This is a genomic window from Kamptonema formosum PCC 6407, from assembly GCF_000332155.1.
Lineage (GTDB): Bacteria > Cyanobacteriota > Cyanobacteriia > Cyanobacteriales > Microcoleaceae > Kamptonema > Kamptonema formosum.
Genome location: NZ_KB235904.1, coordinates 2,345,381 through 2,361,481, shown reverse-complemented (window position 1 = coordinate 2,361,481; position 16,101 = coordinate 2,345,381). Strand labels below are relative to the sequence as shown.

The following is a 16,101-nucleotide window of genomic DNA, read 5'->3' as shown; positions in this document are numbered from 1 at the left end:
GAGGCGGGCCCTACCCGCCTTACTTTTTTAGTAGAAATCAAGTAATGAATATTGTATGAATTAACTGTATGAATTAACTAGCAGATCTAGATAGTTTCCACATCCAAAACGCGATCGCCCCCAAAAACAATAGCCCCATCAAACCAGCCAGAGGATTGCGGTCAACACCCGTAATCCAATCAGGAACAGAGCCAGAATATCGTACCAATTGCCCCACATTAATAATATAATAGCTCCAGATTAAACCTGCATGAAAGCCCATCGGCAAACCGAGGCGATTTTGGTGCGATCGCTTCGCCCAAACCAAAATTAAACCCAACAACAACAAACCCGGAAACTGAGGCCAAGTCCGTAACATTTCCGACAGCGGCTTCAAAAAATGAGACAATCCAAATACCAGAGCATTAACCCAAAGCGACACCTTCAAACTATAGTCCCGCTGCAACTCATCCAATAGCCAACCTCGAAATACCAACTCCTCAGCAAAACCCACTCCCAAACCAGTTGCTAATCCCTCTAAAATCAATTTAATTCCCCTCTCGGACTCCTCCCACGTCAGCCAGCCCAAGAGTCCCTCAAAGCCAAATAAACTAAAGGTAAGCAAAGCACCAATTCCAAACCCTCCCAGCAAATCTAAGGCATTTTCCCTCGTTCGCACCAACCCATAGCTTTTGAGCAAATGAGGTCGTCGGTAAACCTTCTTTCCCCACCATTGCACCAGCAACATAAACTCCCCGAATAGTAACCCCATAGTCAGAATAGTTGCTAAGTTACTATCCTTAACCAGCAGATAAATCGGTGCGGCTAGCGGTAGCCAAATCGAGAGTAAGCTAATAAGAAAAATCCCCAATCTTAAATGGAGAGGGTAATCAGATATCTTAAGATAATTTGCCATTATATTATGCCCGGTTAAATACTTGTCATTGCGAGCAAAGCGAAGCAATCTCAAAACCTTGCGATTGCTTCGCTTCGCTCGCAATGACAGATATCCATTAGTCAATCATCAAAAATTTCTAGCCATTCGTAATTCGCGAACTAATTGCTGAAGGCTAACCCTCATCTTACTCATCTGGTTCAATTGTGCTGATCAGTCCGTGATTATTCAACGTTTCGCTGTAGAACTCAGCGTGCTCTTGAGCGCAGATAATCACCACTGCGAGTCCGTTAGTATGAGCTTCCATCATAATATTCACAGCCTGCGGCTGAGTCAGACTCGGTACCGTGTGCATCAAAGTTTGCACCACATACTCCATAGAGTTGAAGTCATCATTGTGAAGCAAAACCCGATAGCGCGGTGCAATTTTGCGGACTGTTGAACGCTTTTCAATAGTCTCGACAGACACGACTCTATCCCCTCCGTAAATTATCTAAATTCGTCAATTGCTCTAAACGGTGCGGGAGCATTTTACTTTAACATAGTTTAATCAACTATTAAAATCCCGACAAGGTATAGCAACCGCTTTCAGCGGTTAGGGGCTAGGGGCTAGGGGCTACGATGCTCAGGAAAGAAAGGGAAGAGGAGAACAGAGGAAGAGAGTTAATCGTTTGTGCCATGAGCGAGTGTCTTAACGGCCTTGGCGGTTGCTATAAGTGGGGGGACAAAATTAAATTTCAGGTAGGCGATCGCCTACAACCATTTATAGCTATGAGTTACAGGCGATTGGCGGCGATGGCTATGCCGGTCAAAGAGATTACCCACTCTATAAGAAAAGAGAGCACAACTGTACTGAATTTAGCAACAAACCGCTATATTAGGATGAAGAGAGTCCCTGCCTAATCTCTAGAATTTGCGATCGTGCCGTCTATGAAACGTAAACCGAAGTCTTCCACCGCTAGAACCGGCCCCGGCGAACCCTGGGATGAAATGGAATCTGAAATCCCCATATCCCGCAGTGGTGCGTCCCGGCGTTCAGCCACCGCTGGTAAATCTCTAATCAATTACGCATCTTTAGGGATTTTAGCAGCCATCTTTATTTTGGGAATTGGCATCGGTATTGCCTTTAGTTCTACCGCAACAATTAGCCCAGAGAACGTAGCTTCCCGCGAATTTATCGATCGCAGTGCCCCTAATGCTGAACTCTGCGTTCAGTATGGAGCTAGTGCGATGGTGACAGATATGCGGGTTTACGTAACCCTCAATCCCTTTAACGTCTATATCTCTCAGCCGGCGATGACACCAGGATGCGTCCTGCGAACAAATAACTGGGCGATTTTGGAGCAAAGAAGATTAATTACTCAAGACCAAGTACGTGATTGTAAAAACCGCATGAATACCTTTGGCTTCACAGGTACTCTGGAAGGCAAACCTGACATTAATTGCATCTATCAGAATAGCAGTGCCAAAAATCTATTCCTGAATCCACCTGGAGCCATTGATACTGGGCCTGATACTCAAAATTTCTAGTTAATTGTTAACGGTTAATTGTTAACTGTTAACTGTTAACTTTTAGTAACCACCAAGGTAATTATCCGTAACGCTGCTCTCTGGGCGGTTAGGATACAGCCTAGAAACCGCCTAAAAGCTGGCGTTACGTAGAGTTATCCAAAAATACAACTTAGTCTGTTCATCTTGGCGGTGGCGATCGCTAAAAACCTAACTTTTCCAAGACAGGGCGAGTCGAAACAACGTGGCGATCGAGTCCAAGTTTTTGAGGCTCCACCCCTAAAGCTAGAGCAACCAATTGGGGCAAATGTAACACTGGTAAACCTAGCTTGCGATCGATTACCTTCTCAACTTCCGGCTGACGCGAATCTAGATTGAGATGGCACAAAGGACAAGGCGTTACTATACAATCTGCACCTTTGTCAATAGCTTCTTCAATATGCGATCCCGCCATCTTAAAAGACTGCTCGGTAGCATAGCTCGAAAGCGGCCAACCACAGCACTGAGTCCGCCCTCGGTAATAAACGGGTGTCGCCCCAACCGCCCGGAACACATTTTCCATAGATTCCGGCCGAAACGGATCGTCATAAGGGTTGTTGGTTTGAGCTCGCAGCAGGTAGCAGCCATAAAATGCCGCGCAGTTTAAATTAGACAGCTTGCGAGTAACTCGATTTTGAATTTCCTCTAGGCCATAATCTGCCACTAAAGCCCACAGCAGATGTTTGACCTCTGTACTTCCTTTATAAGGAGAACAACCTTCTTTGGTCAGTAAAGCATTAATCTGACCAACATAAGCGGGGTCTGTTTGCTGAGATTCCTTCAATCGTTCATCTACATGACCGAGGACTCCTTGACAAGTGCTGCAATGTGTAAGCAAAGGCAAGTTAAGTTCTTCCGCTAAAGCAATATTGCGGGCATTGACAGTATCTTCCAGCAGTTGGGAATCTTCTTTAAAAGTGCCGGAACCGCAGCAAGAAGCCTTTTTGAGTTCTAACAGTTCAATCCCCAGAGCTTGAGTCAGCGCTTGGGTAGACTGGTAAAGTTCTCGGCACGCGCCTTGGGCCACGCAACCGGGAAAGTAAGCATATTTGAGAGTTGGGGATGGCATGGCGATCGGGGAGATGGGGAGCGGGGGAGATGGGGAGCGGGGGAGCGGGGGAGCGGGGGAGATGGGGGAGATGGGGGAGATGGGGGAGATGGGGGAGATGGGGGAGATCGAACAGGAAAGATACAGATTTCCCCTCTGCTCCTCTGCTCCTCTGCCCCTCTACTCCCCATTCTCATAGCCTACCACCGATGGCGGGTGCTGGATGCCCCCTAGCTTCGGTTCAGTGTCAGTTAGAAAACTGGCAAGGGTTTTTTTTTAAGATCCCCGTTTCGGATAAGATTAAATACGCGGCATCCAACGAGGACACCATCTATGAGTCAAGACGACATTTTTGTTAAAGTTAAGAAAATTGTGGCGGATCAGCTTGAAGTTGACGCTAACGACGTTAAGCCAGAATCCAGCTTTGCTAACGATTTAGGAGCAGATTCCTTAGATACGGTAGAGCTGGTTATGGCGTTAGAGGAAGAGTTCGATATCGAAATTCCAGACGAGGCCGCAGAAGGTATTGCTACGGTTCAAGCCGCTGTAGACTTCATCAATAGTCAAGTTGCAGCACCAAAAGCTTAAGATAAGCGCGTTTCCCCTCCTCGTTCTCTTTTGAGAGGGGGGAAAATAGGATTGAAAACTCTTCCTTTGTTCTGCGTTCTCGGTGTTTAATTTCTTGAAATCGAAATCATGGCAAATTTTGAGCGTAAGCGCGTTGTTGTAACGGGTCTAGGCGCGATTACACCGATTGGCAATACCTTATCCGAGTATTGGGAAGGGCTGCTTGCCGGGAAAAATGGCATCGGCCCGATTACTTTCTTTGATGCGTCGCGGCATGACTGTCGCATTGCAGGCGAGGTGAAGGGTTATGACCCTCATGACTATTTGGAACGCAAGGAGGCAAAGCGGATGGATCGCTTTGCTCAGTTTGGGGTGTCGGCTAGCAAACAGGCGATCGCAGATGCAAATTTTGAGATTAATGACCTGAACGCAGAACAAGTGGGTGCGATCATCGGGACAGGTATTGGTGGTCTGAAGGTTTTGGAAGACCAACAAGAAATCTATTTGAATCGCGGCCCTGACAGGTGTAGTCCGTTTATGATTCCGATGATGATTGCGAATATGGCGGCGGGCCTGACGGCGATTCATACGGGGGCTAAGGGGCCTAATTCTTGTACGGTGACGGCTTGTGCTGCGGGGTCGAATGCGATCGGCGATGCGTTTCGGATGGTGCAGCGGGGTTATGCTCAAGCGATGATCTGTGGCGGTACGGAGGCGGCGGTAACGCCTTTGTGTGTGGCGGGTTTTGCGGCGGCGAAGGCGCTTTCGAGGCGCAATGACGATCCGGCTCATGCTTGCCGGCCTTTTGACCGCGATCGCGATGGTTTTATTGTTGGCGAAGGTGCTGGCATTCTCATCATAGAAGAGCTGGAATACGCCTTGAGTCGCGGAGCTAAAATTTACGCGGAAATCGTTGGTTATGGTTCTACCTGCGATGCCTATCACATGACTTCTCCGGTACCAGGCGGGGAAGGTGCAGCGAGGGCGATGTCTTTAGCACTTAAGGATGCTGAGATTACCCCGGAGATGGTGAGCTATATTAATGCTCACGGTACGAGTACGCTACCTAATGATTCTACGGAAACTAATGCCATTAAGAAGGCTTTGGGAGATAGTGCTTATCAGGTGGCGATTAGTTCTACTAAGTCGATGACTGGTCATCTTTTGGGTGGTTCTGGAGGCATTGAGGCGGTGGCGACGGTGATGGCAATTAATAATGACAAAGTACCGCCGACTATTAATTTTGAAAATCCTGGGCCTGAGTGCGATCTAGATTATGTTCCTAATCATAGTCGCGATCTGAAGGTAGATGTTGCCCTGTCTAATTCTTTTGGATTTGGGGGTCACAATGTGACTTTGGCCTTTAAGAAGTTTGTGGAGTGAATTCACAGGCGTTTTTTGAATATATTGTGGGGTGGGCATTTTGCCTGCCCCAATTTTTTAATAAGTGAGTGATTATAAAATAGACCTCTTGTAAAAATAGCGAAATTTAAAGGATAACAATTAGCTATTTAGGTCGGATTCGTGCCAAGTTGCGATCGCAACTCCTTAGTACCAAATTATAATTCATTCCAAATTCATTAACTGTATCATAATTGGGAATCAATTGACAAAACCTTCTCAAATTTATAAGTTCTCCCAATCACTAATATCCACTTTAGCCTGTCCCAAAATTTTCGCTAAAAAGTTGGCACTAATATCACCTTGATGAGGATTGGGGATAGTAACGCGAAGGTTATCTTTCAACATGAACTGATGCCTTTTTCCAGAATAGGGCCCATCAAATCATAGTTGTTTCAGGTAATAAATTAACTCTCGACGTTTGATTGGTTTTAAAGGAGGCATCAGGCAACTTCTTTAGTAATTGTAAGGTCGATATTATCAATGACTGGTAAAGGAAGATTCAGGGTGAGACTAAGTAAAATCCAGTCTTCTAATACCTCTTGCAATTCTTCTCGACAAGCTTCGAGAGTTACAGCATTTGCATAGACTCCCTCACAGATAGGAATTTCTCCATAGAAAGTCCCATTATCAGGGAAAATTTCATACTTAGCTTGCTTCATAGCAGTTTGGATGTATTTAGTTAACATATTAAAGCACTCCCTTATTAGCAATACAACGAAAGAAAATCATGTCGTGTCCTCTCAAAATTATGATCGACTAAAAAAATTCATGGCTGAGACTTAAATTTGGCTTTTGCTGCTTGAAGTTGGGATCGAATAGCTTCTTGACCAGGTTTGCGTGTACCCGCGATTGTCAGTCCTCTTTCTGTACGGATAATTGCCTTTTCTTCATGGGATATGTTTGTCATCTTTATAGTCTCCTAGAAGTTATTTCTATATTACTAGCTGATTACTCGCCAGTCCCGAAATCGCGATGCCTGCGGCTGGCTACGCCTGGACACCTCACTTCCGTAACCGCAAGGCGTTTTTACCTCCAAATCGCACCTAATCTCCACAAGGCCAGACATTTATCCACTCCGTCAAAGGATAACAAGCCCTGAAATCATCTTGCTTGGCTGTCCAACTGGTGGGATGATCTGTAATGCAGCCTCACGGCGATTCCAGAGCAACTAAAGCGTAGAGACGCAAATTAAACAATCTCTACCATCGGATACTCACACACACACTCGGCATATATAAAGACAACTATGGCTGTTGCAACCCAATCACTCGAAACACTCTGCATCAACTCGATCCGCTTTCTGGCCATCGACGCGGTAGAAAAGGCAAAATCAGGCCATCCAGGGCTACCGATGGGCGCTGCGCCTATGGCGTTCGTGCTCTGGGATCGCTTTATGCGGTTCAACCCGAAAAATCCTAAGTGGTTTAATCGCGATCGCTTCGTACTGTCGGCGGGTCATGGCTGTATGCTTCAGTATGCCCTGCTGCACTTAACGGGCTACGATAGCGTCACCATTGACGATATTAAACAATTCCGTCAGTTGGAGTCCAGAACCCCCGGACATCCAGAAAACTTTATGACTCCTGGGGTGGAAGTTACCACTGGCCCTCTGGGACAAGGAATTTGTAATGGCGTGGGTTTAGCAGTCGCAGAAGCTCACTTAGCTGCTAGATTTAACAAGCCTGATGCCACAATTGTAGATCACTACACCTACGTCATCCTGGGCGATGGCTGTAACATGGAAGGGATTTCTGGTGAAGCTTGTTCCTTTGCGGGACACCAGGGATTAGGCAAATTGATTGCCCTTTATGACGATAACCACATCTCTATTGATGGTTCTACGGATATTGCCTTTACTGAAGATGTCAGCAAGCGGTTTGAAGCTTACGGTTGGCACGTTCTGCACGTACCCGAAGGTAACACAGATTTAGAAGCAATTGCTAAGGCGATCGCAGAGGCAAAATCTGTCACCGATAAACCATCGATGATTAAGGTGACAACAACTATCGGTTACGGTTCTCCTAATAAGCAAAATACTGCTGACGTTCACGGCGCGGCTTTAGGCGGAGACGAAGTAAAACTCACCCGCGAGAAGTTAGGCTGGGAATACGAACCCTTTGTCGTACCTGAAGATGCCTTAAAGCATTTCCGTAAAGCAGTCGATCGCGGCGCAGCAGCAGAGGCAGAATGGAATGAAGCTTTAGCTCAATATAAGGCTAAATATCCCGCAGAAGCCGCTGAATTTGAGCGGATGAGTAGCGGTAAATTGCCCGAAGGTTGGGAGAAGGCTTTGCCTACTTATACCCCCACTGATAAGGCTTTGGCAACTCGGAAGCATTCAGAAATTACGCTGAATGCGATCGCGAAAGTTGTCCCCGAATTACTTGGCGGTTCTGCTGACCTTACCCACTCTAACTATACAGAGTTAAAAGGAATCGGTAACTTCCAAAAAGGACATTACGAAAACCGTAATATCCACTTCGGAGTCCGCGAACATGGGATGGGCGCGATTTGTAATGGCATTGTCCTCGATAACTCAGGATTAATCCCTTATTGCGCTACCTTCTTAGTATTTGCCGACTATATGCGGGCAGCAATTCGCCTCTCTGCATTATCGGAAGCTGGCGTGATTTATGTAATGACTCACGACTCCGTTGCATTAGGTGAAGATGGCCCTACTCACCAACCAGTTGAAACAGTTGCTTCTTTGCGGGTAATTCCTAATTTATTAGTAATTCGTCCTGCTGATGGCAATGAAACATCAGGCGCTTATAAGATCGCAATTGAAAATCGTCATCGTCCAACTTTGATGGCTTTCTCTCGTCAAAACTTGCCTAACTTAGCAGGTGCTTCGATTGAAGGTGTTGCTAAGGGAGCCTACATTTTATCAGATGATGATGGTACTCCTGACATCATTTTAATCGGTACTGGCGGCGAAACTTACCTCTGCGTTGATGCGGCTGAAAAGTTACGCGCAGCAGGTAAGAAAGTGCGCGTTGTTTCCTTCCCTTGCTGGGAATTATTCGAGGAACAAGATGCTGCTTATCGCGAATCTGTGTTACCAAAAGCTGTGAAGAAGCGCTTAGTAGTTGAAGCTGGCGTTAGCTTCGGTTGGGAGCGTTATTTTGGTTCTGAAGGTGCGATGCTTAGTATTGACCGTTTTGGTGTTTCTGCACCTGGTAATGTGGCCTTAGAAAAGTTTGGTTACACGGTTGATAATGTGGTAGCGAAGGCTAAGGAAGTTATCGGTTAATTTTAACCGATCGTACCAAATCTGGGTTAAAGTTCGGCGATTGAAATCGCATCTACACAAACGAAGTCCGCCTACGCGGACTAAGAAATAACGGGGATATTTAACTCGGATTTGGTCTAAATTTATTGTGGGGTGGGTATTTTACCTGCCCCATTTTTGTTGTGCGATAATGGTAAGAAATCACCAGCAAAGTAGGTTGGGTATAATACTAAATCCGGCTTAAATACCTCCTTTATTCTTTAGTCCGCGTAGGCGGACTTTGTTTGTGTAGATGCGATTTCAATCGCCGAATGATAAAAACCCGGTTTCTCGGCCCCCATGAGATATAAATTTTTGCTAAAATAGAGCGATCGGCACTAAAAACAACTTATGATCGCAGCACCTCCCGGATGGAAACCCCGCCGCATCTCCGAAAAATACATAAAACCGCCAATTTCTCCCGAAGAAAAAGCCAAGCAAAAAGCCGAAAGTCAAGCGCGGTGGCAGCGATGTCGTCCTATTTTTGAACGAGTCCGCGACGAACTGATGGCAACTCACTATAATTGGTACATTGTCATCGATCCAGATAGCGGTGAATACTTTATTGAGAAAGATCAACTCGTTGCTTTTGAAAAGCTACTGGCAAATCCTCCTCAAAAACTAATGGTTGTACGCCGCTTGAATGAAAGCGGGGTTTGTGGCAGCATCTTATGATTCAAGGCAGGTTTGATTAAGATTTTGAGTACAATTTTATCGTTTGATGAAGATTTCGGGTACAATTTATAGCGATCGTCGGGGTTAATATCTCACAAAATTATGTAAATAGTTTGGAGTGTTTAGAATTTATGCCAGATGAAACGATTTGGATTGTGACTGCCGATACTGCCGACGAGTCACCTGATGCACTTGATGATGGTGCGAAGATAGGAGCACATACAGGACTTGACTATGGGGGGTTTTTCGACGCACAGCCAAATGAGCCGGCCCAAAAGCAAGCAGCAAAAGTAGCTGATAGCTTGCGGCTGCACAAGGTTAGCATCAAGAAACTAGAAACCGAACTGGTTGACTGCATGGAAATGGTAGATAAAATATTCAGCCGTGCGGATGCGGAAGCTGACATGAAATCGATCGAGTTATCTGAAATTGAGGTATCGGTTGCGATTAACGCCGAGGGTTCTTTCTGTTTAGTCGGTATGGGGGCTAAAGTTGCCGATACAAGAACTATATTGTTGAGATTTAAACGGAAGTCTTAAAGTGCATGGGAAAAAATAAGGCGATATCAATTGGTATCAATAACTATGAGTTTCTAACCCCGCTGAAGTATGCCAAGCGGGATGCAGAGCTAATGCAGGATTTTTTTCGCAATCAGGCGGGGTTCGAGCAAGTTTTGTTCTTGTCAGATGACTCGCTGCCTGATACTAAGGGTAACTTGATTCGTCCTTCTTTTAGCCATCTGAGAAACCTTTTACTGACAAAATTTGAAAAACCCTTTATGGGGGATGGGGATAATTTTTGGTTTTTCTTCAGCGGACACGGAAGACGTGACAACGGGCGTGATTACCTAATGGCTTGTGACAGCAATCCAAATGATATTGAATCTACAGGGATTACGATTAATTTCCTGACTGAACGCCTGCGCCGCTGCGGTGCTGATAATGTGATTTTGATTCTGGATGCTTGTCGGGATCGAGGGAGTAAATCGGGAGAAGGAATCGGCAATCAAGCGGCTCAAGTTGCACGGGAAAAGGGAGTTGTCACCTTTTTTTCTTGCAGTCCTAATCAATTGTCCTATGAAATTGATGCTTTAAAGCAGGGTATTTTCACAAAAGCATTGCTGGAGGGATTGAGTTCTCCTGAGTGTGCAACTGTTGGGCAATTGAATGATTATTTGAGTTCGCGGGTTCCTAAACTGATATGGGAATATAAAGGCAACGAAGTGCAGCAAACGCCTATTACCATTGCGGAACCTGACACCAAATCTCATTTGATTATTTTGCCGCAGCACGCAAATCGAGACGATATTTATGCGCTCAAAGTTGATGCTTTTCAGGCAGAAGTTGATAAGAACTTTGAACTGGCAGAACAGTTGTGGATTCGCGTATTCGCTGCATCTTTTGGTAAGGATATGTCTGCTATTCAGGCTATAAAAAGAATCGATCGATTGCAGAGAGAAAATCAGGCATCGTCTCAAGACAATTCTGTTAGTGCTAGCGTTGCGAAGCAAGCGGAATCTCCATTGTCTCCAAAATCTAAACTTGTAACGGATACTACTCCTATTGAGCCTGATGTTCCCCTCAAGTCTGAACGGGGAATAGACTACACTAAGTTACGCGATTTACTGGCAGCAGGAAAGTGGAAAGAAGCGGATGAGGAAACGGCCAGAGTGATGTTAAAGGTGGCGGGTAGGGAGAAAGAAGGATGGCTGGATAGCTCATCAATAGATAATTTTCCTTGTGAAGACTTGCGAACGATTGACCAACTTTGGGTAAAATACAGTAATGGGCGCTTCGGCTTTTCGGTGCAGAAGCGCATCTATCAAAGTCTGGGTGGAACCAGACAATATGATAGTAAAATATGGGAAGCGTTTGGCGATCGCGTAGGTTGGCGTGTGAATAAAAGTTGGTTGGGTTATGATGAATTAAAATTCAACACCCAAGCACCAGCAGAAGGACACCTCCCGTCCTGGGGGGGTTGGTGGTGTGGGGGGTGGGTGGGTCTCTTCTCTCGCGTCGAGACTTGTAAAGTGTAACATCTAAGCGTTTCAGAGTTTCGCTAAGATTTATAACAAAGGCTTAAACCACGAAACCTTGCGCTGTCTACGTTTCCGATACCTGGCACTGACCGTCAGCTAAAATACTACCAGCGACTTTGCGTTTTCACAATTAGCAATGACAAATTTTTCTGCCACCGCTAAAATTTCCGGGTCTTGGGCCTCCCACTCTCCCCAAGGCAGGCAAAATTCCCAAAAGACACAAAAAAAATCTTAGCCCCCCCTTACCAAGGGGGGGTTGGGGGGGTAAAAAGGCCATAACAATGACCAAACTATATAACAAAACCTCAGAAAAATTGAAACGACAGCAGCTTCGCAGAGAAATGACAAAAGCTGAAAAATTACTCTGGGAAAAACTGAAAAGCCAACAACTTGAGAATTGTAAATTTCGCAGACAATACAGCGTAGATAAATTTGTAATTGATTTTTACTCACCTGAAATCAAGCTAGCAATAGAGGTTGATGGTGATAGTCATTTTCAAGATGGTGCTATAGAATATGATGCTGAACGACAAACATTTATTGAGTCAGTAGGAATCAATTTTTTGAGATTTACCAATGATGAGGTATATCACAATTTAGAGGGGGTTATAGAGGTTATTGCAGGTAAGATTCAATTGCTAAGACGACCCCCCCAACCCCCCTTGGTAAGGGGGGAGTAAGAAGAAAGGGAATCGCTAAGAGCCGACCCCCCCAACCCCCCTTGGTAAGGGGGGAGTAAGAAGAAGAGGGAGTAATAAGGGGTAAGTTATAGGATAAAAAGAATGAAAAACTTAACTCAATTAACTCAACTTGAATTAGTGTTACTTAAATTAGTAGCTAAAGGTCAAGGAAAGTGGAGTTGGTACGAACTCGCAAATGCACTTTCCCGTCGAGATGTACCGCGAGAACCTGACATGATGGTTGTTTTAAAAAAACTGATTGCTGAGGGTTTAGTTCAGCGATATATAGAAACAGATTCCCCTCGCGATAGATGGGAATTGACAACCGAGGGGGAAATTTTGCTGAAAGATGTAACCGATTCTGAAATGACAAATTTATGCAAATATGTTGAAGTTTAACTTAGAAACCGGGTTTTTCACGAAAATACTTCGTTCGAGTCCGCAGATTCGATAAAAAACCCGGTTTCTCGGCCCCATGTATAATTACCAATTACCAATTACCAATTACCAATTCTTACAGATGATTAACCAAAAATTATTACTTGTCGCTACCAGCAATCCTGGGAAAGTCACAGAAATGTTAGAATATCTCGCTGATTTTGGCTGGGAATTGCAACTTAAACCAGATGAATTGGAAATAGAAGAAACAGGCGATACATTCATCGCTAATGCTTGCCTCAAAGCCTCCGAAGTCGCAAAAGCAACAGGGAAATGGGCGATCGCAGATGACTCAGGCTTGACAGTAGACGCACTTAATGGTAGACCGGGAATATATTCGGCTCGCTATGGCAAAACAGACAGCGATCGCATCCAACGATTATTAACAGAACTAGGAAACGAACAGAACCGGAAAGCGCAATTTGTCTGTGCGATCGCGATCGCCTCTCCTGACGGTGCGATCGCCATCCAAGTTGAAGGAAAATGTGATGGTGAAATCCTCTATAATCCCAAAGGTAGCGGCGGATTCGGATATGACCCCATTTTCTACGTCCCCACGCAGCAAAAAACCTTCGCAGAAATGACCCCCCAACAGAAGCGATCGCACTCCCATCGAGGTCAAGCATTCCAGATCCTTCTACCCCAATTGGAGAGAATTGCGATCGTCTAGGAAGGAAAAAGAAGTAAGGAAAAAGAAGTAAGGAAAAGGGGGAAGATAGGGAGATGCCGAAAATCGCAAGGATGGGGAGTTTTGCAGGCGAGAAGAATAATTTTCCTAAGCTCTTCATCTTCTCCATCTCCCTCGCTCAAGAGCTCTCCTGCTCCCTTGCTCCCCTGCTCCCCTGCTCCCCCTCTCCCCCTCTCCTAGATAGCTTCTTGGTTCTTTTCCCCAGTCCGAATGCGGATAATTTGCTCAACAGGAGAGATGAAAATCTTGCCATCACCGATCTCGCCAGTGCGGGAGGCAGCGATAATTTTATCAACGACCATATCAACCTGATCGTTTTCCACAACAATCTCGACTTTGAGTTTTTGCAGGAACTCAACCGTGTACTCAGAGCCGCGATAGCGTTCAGTTTGGCCCTTCTGACGACCAAAACCTCTAACTTCAGAAACGGTCATTCCTACAATGCCAGCATTGACGAGTGCGATTTTCACTTCGTCAAGTTTAAACGGCCGAATAATAGCTTCTACCTTTTTCAATTTGTTCACTCCTAACTGCTTTATAGAACTTACGTAAACCTGAACAAGCCTAATTATTGCACAAGTTATACTATCTACTTCCTGTTTCCCCCTAGTCTGTTCCCTGATTCTCGTCCACAGGCGTGAATTCGCCGAAAGTGCACCCTATTCACAACTCTGATAGGTAAATAGCTACAACCCTTACAGTTTTGGCTAAATTGAATACAGCATTTACATCTCAATTGCTGCTGTACCCGCAATTGGGACAGTCGAACTGTCTGTCTTTAAGTTGTAAGTTTTGAGTAATGCGTCCGCAGTTGTGACAAGTATTAGCAGACAGATACCACCGATTGACAACTGCTACCTTATATCCATAAACAGGTAACTTAGAAATTAATTGCAGACCAATTCATCCAGCTACAAATCGCTTTGGGGAGGTAAGATTACAGATGATCTGGGCATTGACAATCATGGTCAAAATAGACACGCCTCAATCAATCTTACTAGCTTCTATGACTTCCCAATTAAGTAGCCAAGCCGTTTCCGCAGCAACCGCAAACAAGACCAACTATCTATCGCTATGTTGTGCCACTAACAATTTATACCTCCACTGAAGAAGGTAAACTAATAAGCAAATCAACTCTACCGACTTCGTAAATATAAAGATATAATAAAAAAAATATCTTCTCTCAAACAACTTACCCAAACTCATATAAACTTGTATAGATAGCGAAAAGTAAGGGTAACTTGCCCTAAAGTTGGGCCTAGCCAGTACAAGAGGCCGTCCCCCAGATTGAAATAGGAAGTAGACACTAAACTTGAATAAAGGTTAACTTTAAACAGGTTTGGATAAGTTCTATGAACCAAAAACAAGCTTTACCGTCATCGCCTGTATCCATCCTCAAACCTACGTATATTTCTAGAAACTATAACTGCCGAAGGCGGTCAGCTTAACTATCGCTATGCACCCAGCCAGCCCACCCCCTGATAGCAAGGGCTTCAATGCTCTGCTGAAAAACGGCCCCTTCCTTGCCTTGTGGATTGGCCAGCTTTTTGCACAAGTGGCGGATAAAGTCTTTTATGTATTGCTAATTATCCTGCTAGAAGCCGGTGACTATCGGCCCTGGTCTACCTTGGAACATTCTGATAATTCCATGCGATCGGCGATCATGGTAGCCTTCACCGTACCAGCGATTTTATTTGGCTCAGCCGCCGGAATTTTCGTTGACCGCTTTCCCAAAAAGCAAATGCTGCTAGGCTGCAACCTGATTCGAGTCCTATTGATAGCAGCAATGCCATTTTTGCCAAAAGCCTTCGCCGTCCTCTTACTCGTTACCTTTCTAATTTCTACCGTCACCCAATTTTTCGCCCCAGCGGAACAGGCGGCTATCCCCCTGGTAGTGCGTAAAGAAGGATTAATGACCGCCAATAACCTCTTCGCCTCATCCACAATGGGAGGGATAATTGTCGGCATGACCATTGGCGAACCCCTGTTGAGTTTCGCCAAAGATAGCGCTGGCGTTGGCGCTCAAGAGTTCTTAGTCGCTGGGTTATACCTACTTTCGTTGGGTTTGATTTATCTAATGCAGGTAAAGGAAAATAAGGTATCGCCTCACGCGGTGTTAATTCATCCTCTACAGGACTTCAAAGAAGGGTTGCGATATCTCAAGCACAATCGTCTCGTAAGCAACGCAATGGTGCAGTTGACGATTCTCTACTCAGTGTTTGCGGCTCTGCAAGTGCTGGCAATCTCTTTATCCGGCAAAATCGGTCTGAAAGAAACTCAATTTGGCTTTGTGCTGGCTGCGGCAGGAGTGGGTATGGTTTTCGGTGCAGGTTTGTTGGGCCATTTTTCAGACCGCTTGCACCATAAGCCTCTGCCTTTGATTGGTTTTTTGATGATGGGTTTTGTTTTAGGGATGTTTGCCTTTACCAGATATTTGTGGTTGGGATTGAGCCTCAGCGCTATGTTTGGCTTAGGTGCTTCTTTGATTAACGGGCCGATGCAAGCCTTAATTCAGGAAAAAACTCCAGAATCAATGCGGGGGAAGGTTTTTGGCTTTCAAAATAATGCGATTAACATTGCTTTAAGCCTACCTCTAGCTATTACTGGGCCATTAACGGATGCCGTTGGTAAAGCTGTGGGTTCCGAGGATGTGGGTTTGCGGGTGGTGCTCTTAGGTCTGGGATGTTTAGTGGCTCTAATGGGTGCGGCTGCTTGGCGCAATACTCGTGATGTTTTACAGGATGTGGTTTAGGGGGAAGGGAGTTTTGAATCCCTTGTGTCCAGTTGTGAATTTTTGTGGAAAATATCTAAGGTTAAACTTTTCTAGCTTGATGATTAAAATAGAACTAAGATAACAGGCTTCATTGAAT

At 45.1% G+C, this 16,101-nt stretch carries 20 protein-coding genes; 12 read left to right on the top strand and 8 right to left on the bottom strand.

What is annotated here, in order from left to right:
* Nucleotides 1–73: 73 nt before the first annotated feature.
* Entirely contained in the window at nt 74–895 is an 822-nt protein-coding gene (locus OSCIL6407_RS0127385; RefSeq protein WP_007357541.1) for a CPBP family intramembrane glutamic endopeptidase, read from the bottom strand.
* A 166-nt stretch (nt 896–1,061) separates the two neighbouring features.
* On the bottom strand, nt 1,062–1,343 hold the full coding sequence (gene clpS / locus OSCIL6407_RS0127380; protein WP_007357540.1) for an ATP-dependent Clp protease adapter ClpS: 282 nt from the start codon (nt 1,341–1,343) through the stop codon (nt 1,062–1,064).
* Nucleotides 1,344–1,804: 461 nt separating this feature from the next.
* Here clpS and OSCIL6407_RS0127370 point away from each other — a divergent pair, with 461 nt between their 5' ends.
* A complete protein-coding gene (locus OSCIL6407_RS0127370; RefSeq protein WP_007357539.1) occupies nt 1,805–2,404 on the top strand; it encodes a DUF3172 domain-containing protein in 600 nt (199 codons plus the stop codon).
* Between the two features lie 181 nt (nt 2,405–2,585).
* Here the strand turns inward: OSCIL6407_RS0127370 and OSCIL6407_RS0127365 are convergent, their stop codons facing one another.
* Entirely contained in the window at nt 2,586–3,491 is a 906-nt protein-coding gene (locus tag OSCIL6407_RS0127365; RefSeq protein ID WP_007357538.1) for a CoB--CoM heterodisulfide reductase iron-sulfur subunit B family protein, read from the bottom strand.
* On the opposite strand from OSCIL6407_RS0127365, the gene OSCIL6407_RS36565 reads away from it, so the two are divergent.
* The 3 genes from OSCIL6407_RS36565 (at nt 3,485) to fabF (ending at nt 5,420) form a co-directional block, all read left to right on the top strand.
* Nucleotides 3,485–3,829 (top strand): hypothetical protein, encoded by a 345-nt coding sequence (locus OSCIL6407_RS36565; RefSeq protein WP_155523437.1) that lies wholly within the window; start codon nt 3,485–3,487, stop codon nt 3,827–3,829. The two genes, OSCIL6407_RS0127365 and OSCIL6407_RS36565, sit on opposite strands and share 7 nt — an antisense overlap.
* A complete protein-coding gene (gene acpP / locus OSCIL6407_RS0127355) occupies nt 3,804–4,058 on the top strand; it encodes an acyl carrier protein (RefSeq protein WP_007357572.1) in 255 nt (84 codons plus the stop codon). The genes OSCIL6407_RS36565 and acpP overlap by 26 nt, the downstream gene beginning before the upstream one ends.
* Before the next feature lie 108 nt (nt 4,059–4,166).
* Complete coding sequence (gene fabF / locus OSCIL6407_RS0127350) at nt 4,167–5,420, top strand: beta-ketoacyl-ACP synthase II (RefSeq protein WP_007357571.1); 1,254 nt, start codon at nt 4,167–4,169, stop codon at nt 5,418–5,420.
* A 243-nt stretch (nt 5,421–5,663) separates the two neighbouring features.
* Here fabF and OSCIL6407_RS37970 read toward each other — a convergent pair whose 3' ends face one another.
* The 3 genes from OSCIL6407_RS37970 to OSCIL6407_RS36400 form a co-directional block, all read right to left on the bottom strand.
* Complete coding sequence (locus tag OSCIL6407_RS37970) at nt 5,664–5,786, bottom strand: hypothetical protein (RefSeq protein WP_007357570.1); 123 nt, start codon at nt 5,784–5,786, stop codon at nt 5,664–5,666.
* A gap of 95 nt (nt 5,787–5,881) precedes the next feature.
* On the bottom strand, nt 5,882–6,127 hold the full coding sequence (locus tag OSCIL6407_RS0127340; RefSeq protein WP_007357569.1) for a type II toxin-antitoxin system HicB family antitoxin: 246 nt from the start codon (nt 6,125–6,127) through the stop codon (nt 5,882–5,884).
* Nucleotides 6,128–6,207: 80 nt separating this feature from the next.
* Nucleotides 6,208–6,348 carry a hypothetical protein gene (locus OSCIL6407_RS36400; protein ID WP_007357568.1) on the bottom strand — a complete coding sequence of 47 codons (141 nt, stop codon included), beginning with the start codon at nt 6,346–6,348 and terminating at the stop codon, nt 6,208–6,210.
* Nucleotides 6,349–6,687: 339 nt separating this feature from the next.
* On the opposite strand from OSCIL6407_RS36400, the gene tkt reads away from it, so the two are divergent.
* The 7 genes from tkt to rdgB all read left to right on the top strand — a co-directional run bounded on the left by tkt (nt 6,688) and on the right by rdgB (nt 13,213).
* The gene (gene tkt / locus OSCIL6407_RS0127330; protein ID WP_007357567.1) at nt 6,688–8,694 is read left to right on the top strand and encodes a transketolase; all 2,007 of its coding nucleotides are present in this window, start codon (nt 6,688–6,690) and stop codon (nt 8,692–8,694) included.
* Between the two features lie 369 nt (nt 8,695–9,063).
* Nucleotides 9,064–9,387 carry a hypothetical protein gene (locus tag OSCIL6407_RS0127325; RefSeq protein ID WP_007357566.1) on the top strand — a complete coding sequence of 108 codons (324 nt, stop codon included), beginning with the start codon at nt 9,064–9,066 and terminating at the stop codon, nt 9,385–9,387.
* A gap of 131 nt (nt 9,388–9,518) precedes the next feature.
* A complete protein-coding gene (locus tag OSCIL6407_RS0127320) occupies nt 9,519–9,926 on the top strand; it encodes a Pepco domain-containing protein (RefSeq protein WP_007357565.1) in 408 nt (135 codons plus the stop codon).
* Between the two features lie 5 nt (nt 9,927–9,931).
* Complete coding sequence (locus OSCIL6407_RS0127315) at nt 9,932–11,422, top strand: GUN4 domain-containing protein (protein WP_007357564.1); 1,491 nt, start codon at nt 9,932–9,934, stop codon at nt 11,420–11,422.
* Nucleotides 11,423–11,706: 284 nt separating this feature from the next.
* Entirely contained in the window at nt 11,707–12,105 is a 399-nt protein-coding gene (locus tag OSCIL6407_RS0127310; protein ID WP_019487914.1) for an endonuclease domain-containing protein, read from the top strand.
* 102 nt (nt 12,106–12,207) lie between these two features.
* On the top strand, nt 12,208–12,504 hold the full coding sequence (locus OSCIL6407_RS0127305; protein WP_007357562.1) for a hypothetical protein: 297 nt from the start codon (nt 12,208–12,210) through the stop codon (nt 12,502–12,504).
* A gap of 121 nt (nt 12,505–12,625) precedes the next feature.
* The gene (gene rdgB / locus OSCIL6407_RS0127300; protein WP_202796250.1) at nt 12,626–13,213 is read left to right on the top strand and encodes an RdgB/HAM1 family non-canonical purine NTP pyrophosphatase; all 588 of its coding nucleotides are present in this window, start codon (nt 12,626–12,628) and stop codon (nt 13,211–13,213) included.
* A 194-nt stretch (nt 13,214–13,407) separates the two neighbouring features.
* On the opposite strand, the gene OSCIL6407_RS0127295 is transcribed toward rdgB, so the two are convergent.
* Entirely contained in the window at nt 13,408–13,746 is a 339-nt protein-coding gene (locus tag OSCIL6407_RS0127295) for a P-II family nitrogen regulator (protein WP_007354934.1), read from the bottom strand.
* Between the two features lie 217 nt (nt 13,747–13,963).
* Nucleotides 13,964–14,119, bottom strand: a complete 156-nt coding sequence (locus OSCIL6407_RS38430; protein ID WP_407635902.1) for a zinc ribbon domain-containing protein — start codon at nt 14,117–14,119, stop codon at nt 13,964–13,966.
* 568 nt (nt 14,120–14,687) lie between these two features.
* Between OSCIL6407_RS38430 and OSCIL6407_RS0127290 the strand changes: the two genes are divergently transcribed.
* Nucleotides 14,688–15,983, top strand: a complete 1,296-nt coding sequence (locus tag OSCIL6407_RS0127290; protein WP_007354936.1) for an MFS transporter — start codon at nt 14,688–14,690, stop codon at nt 15,981–15,983.
* Nucleotides 15,984–16,101 lie beyond the last annotated feature (118 nt).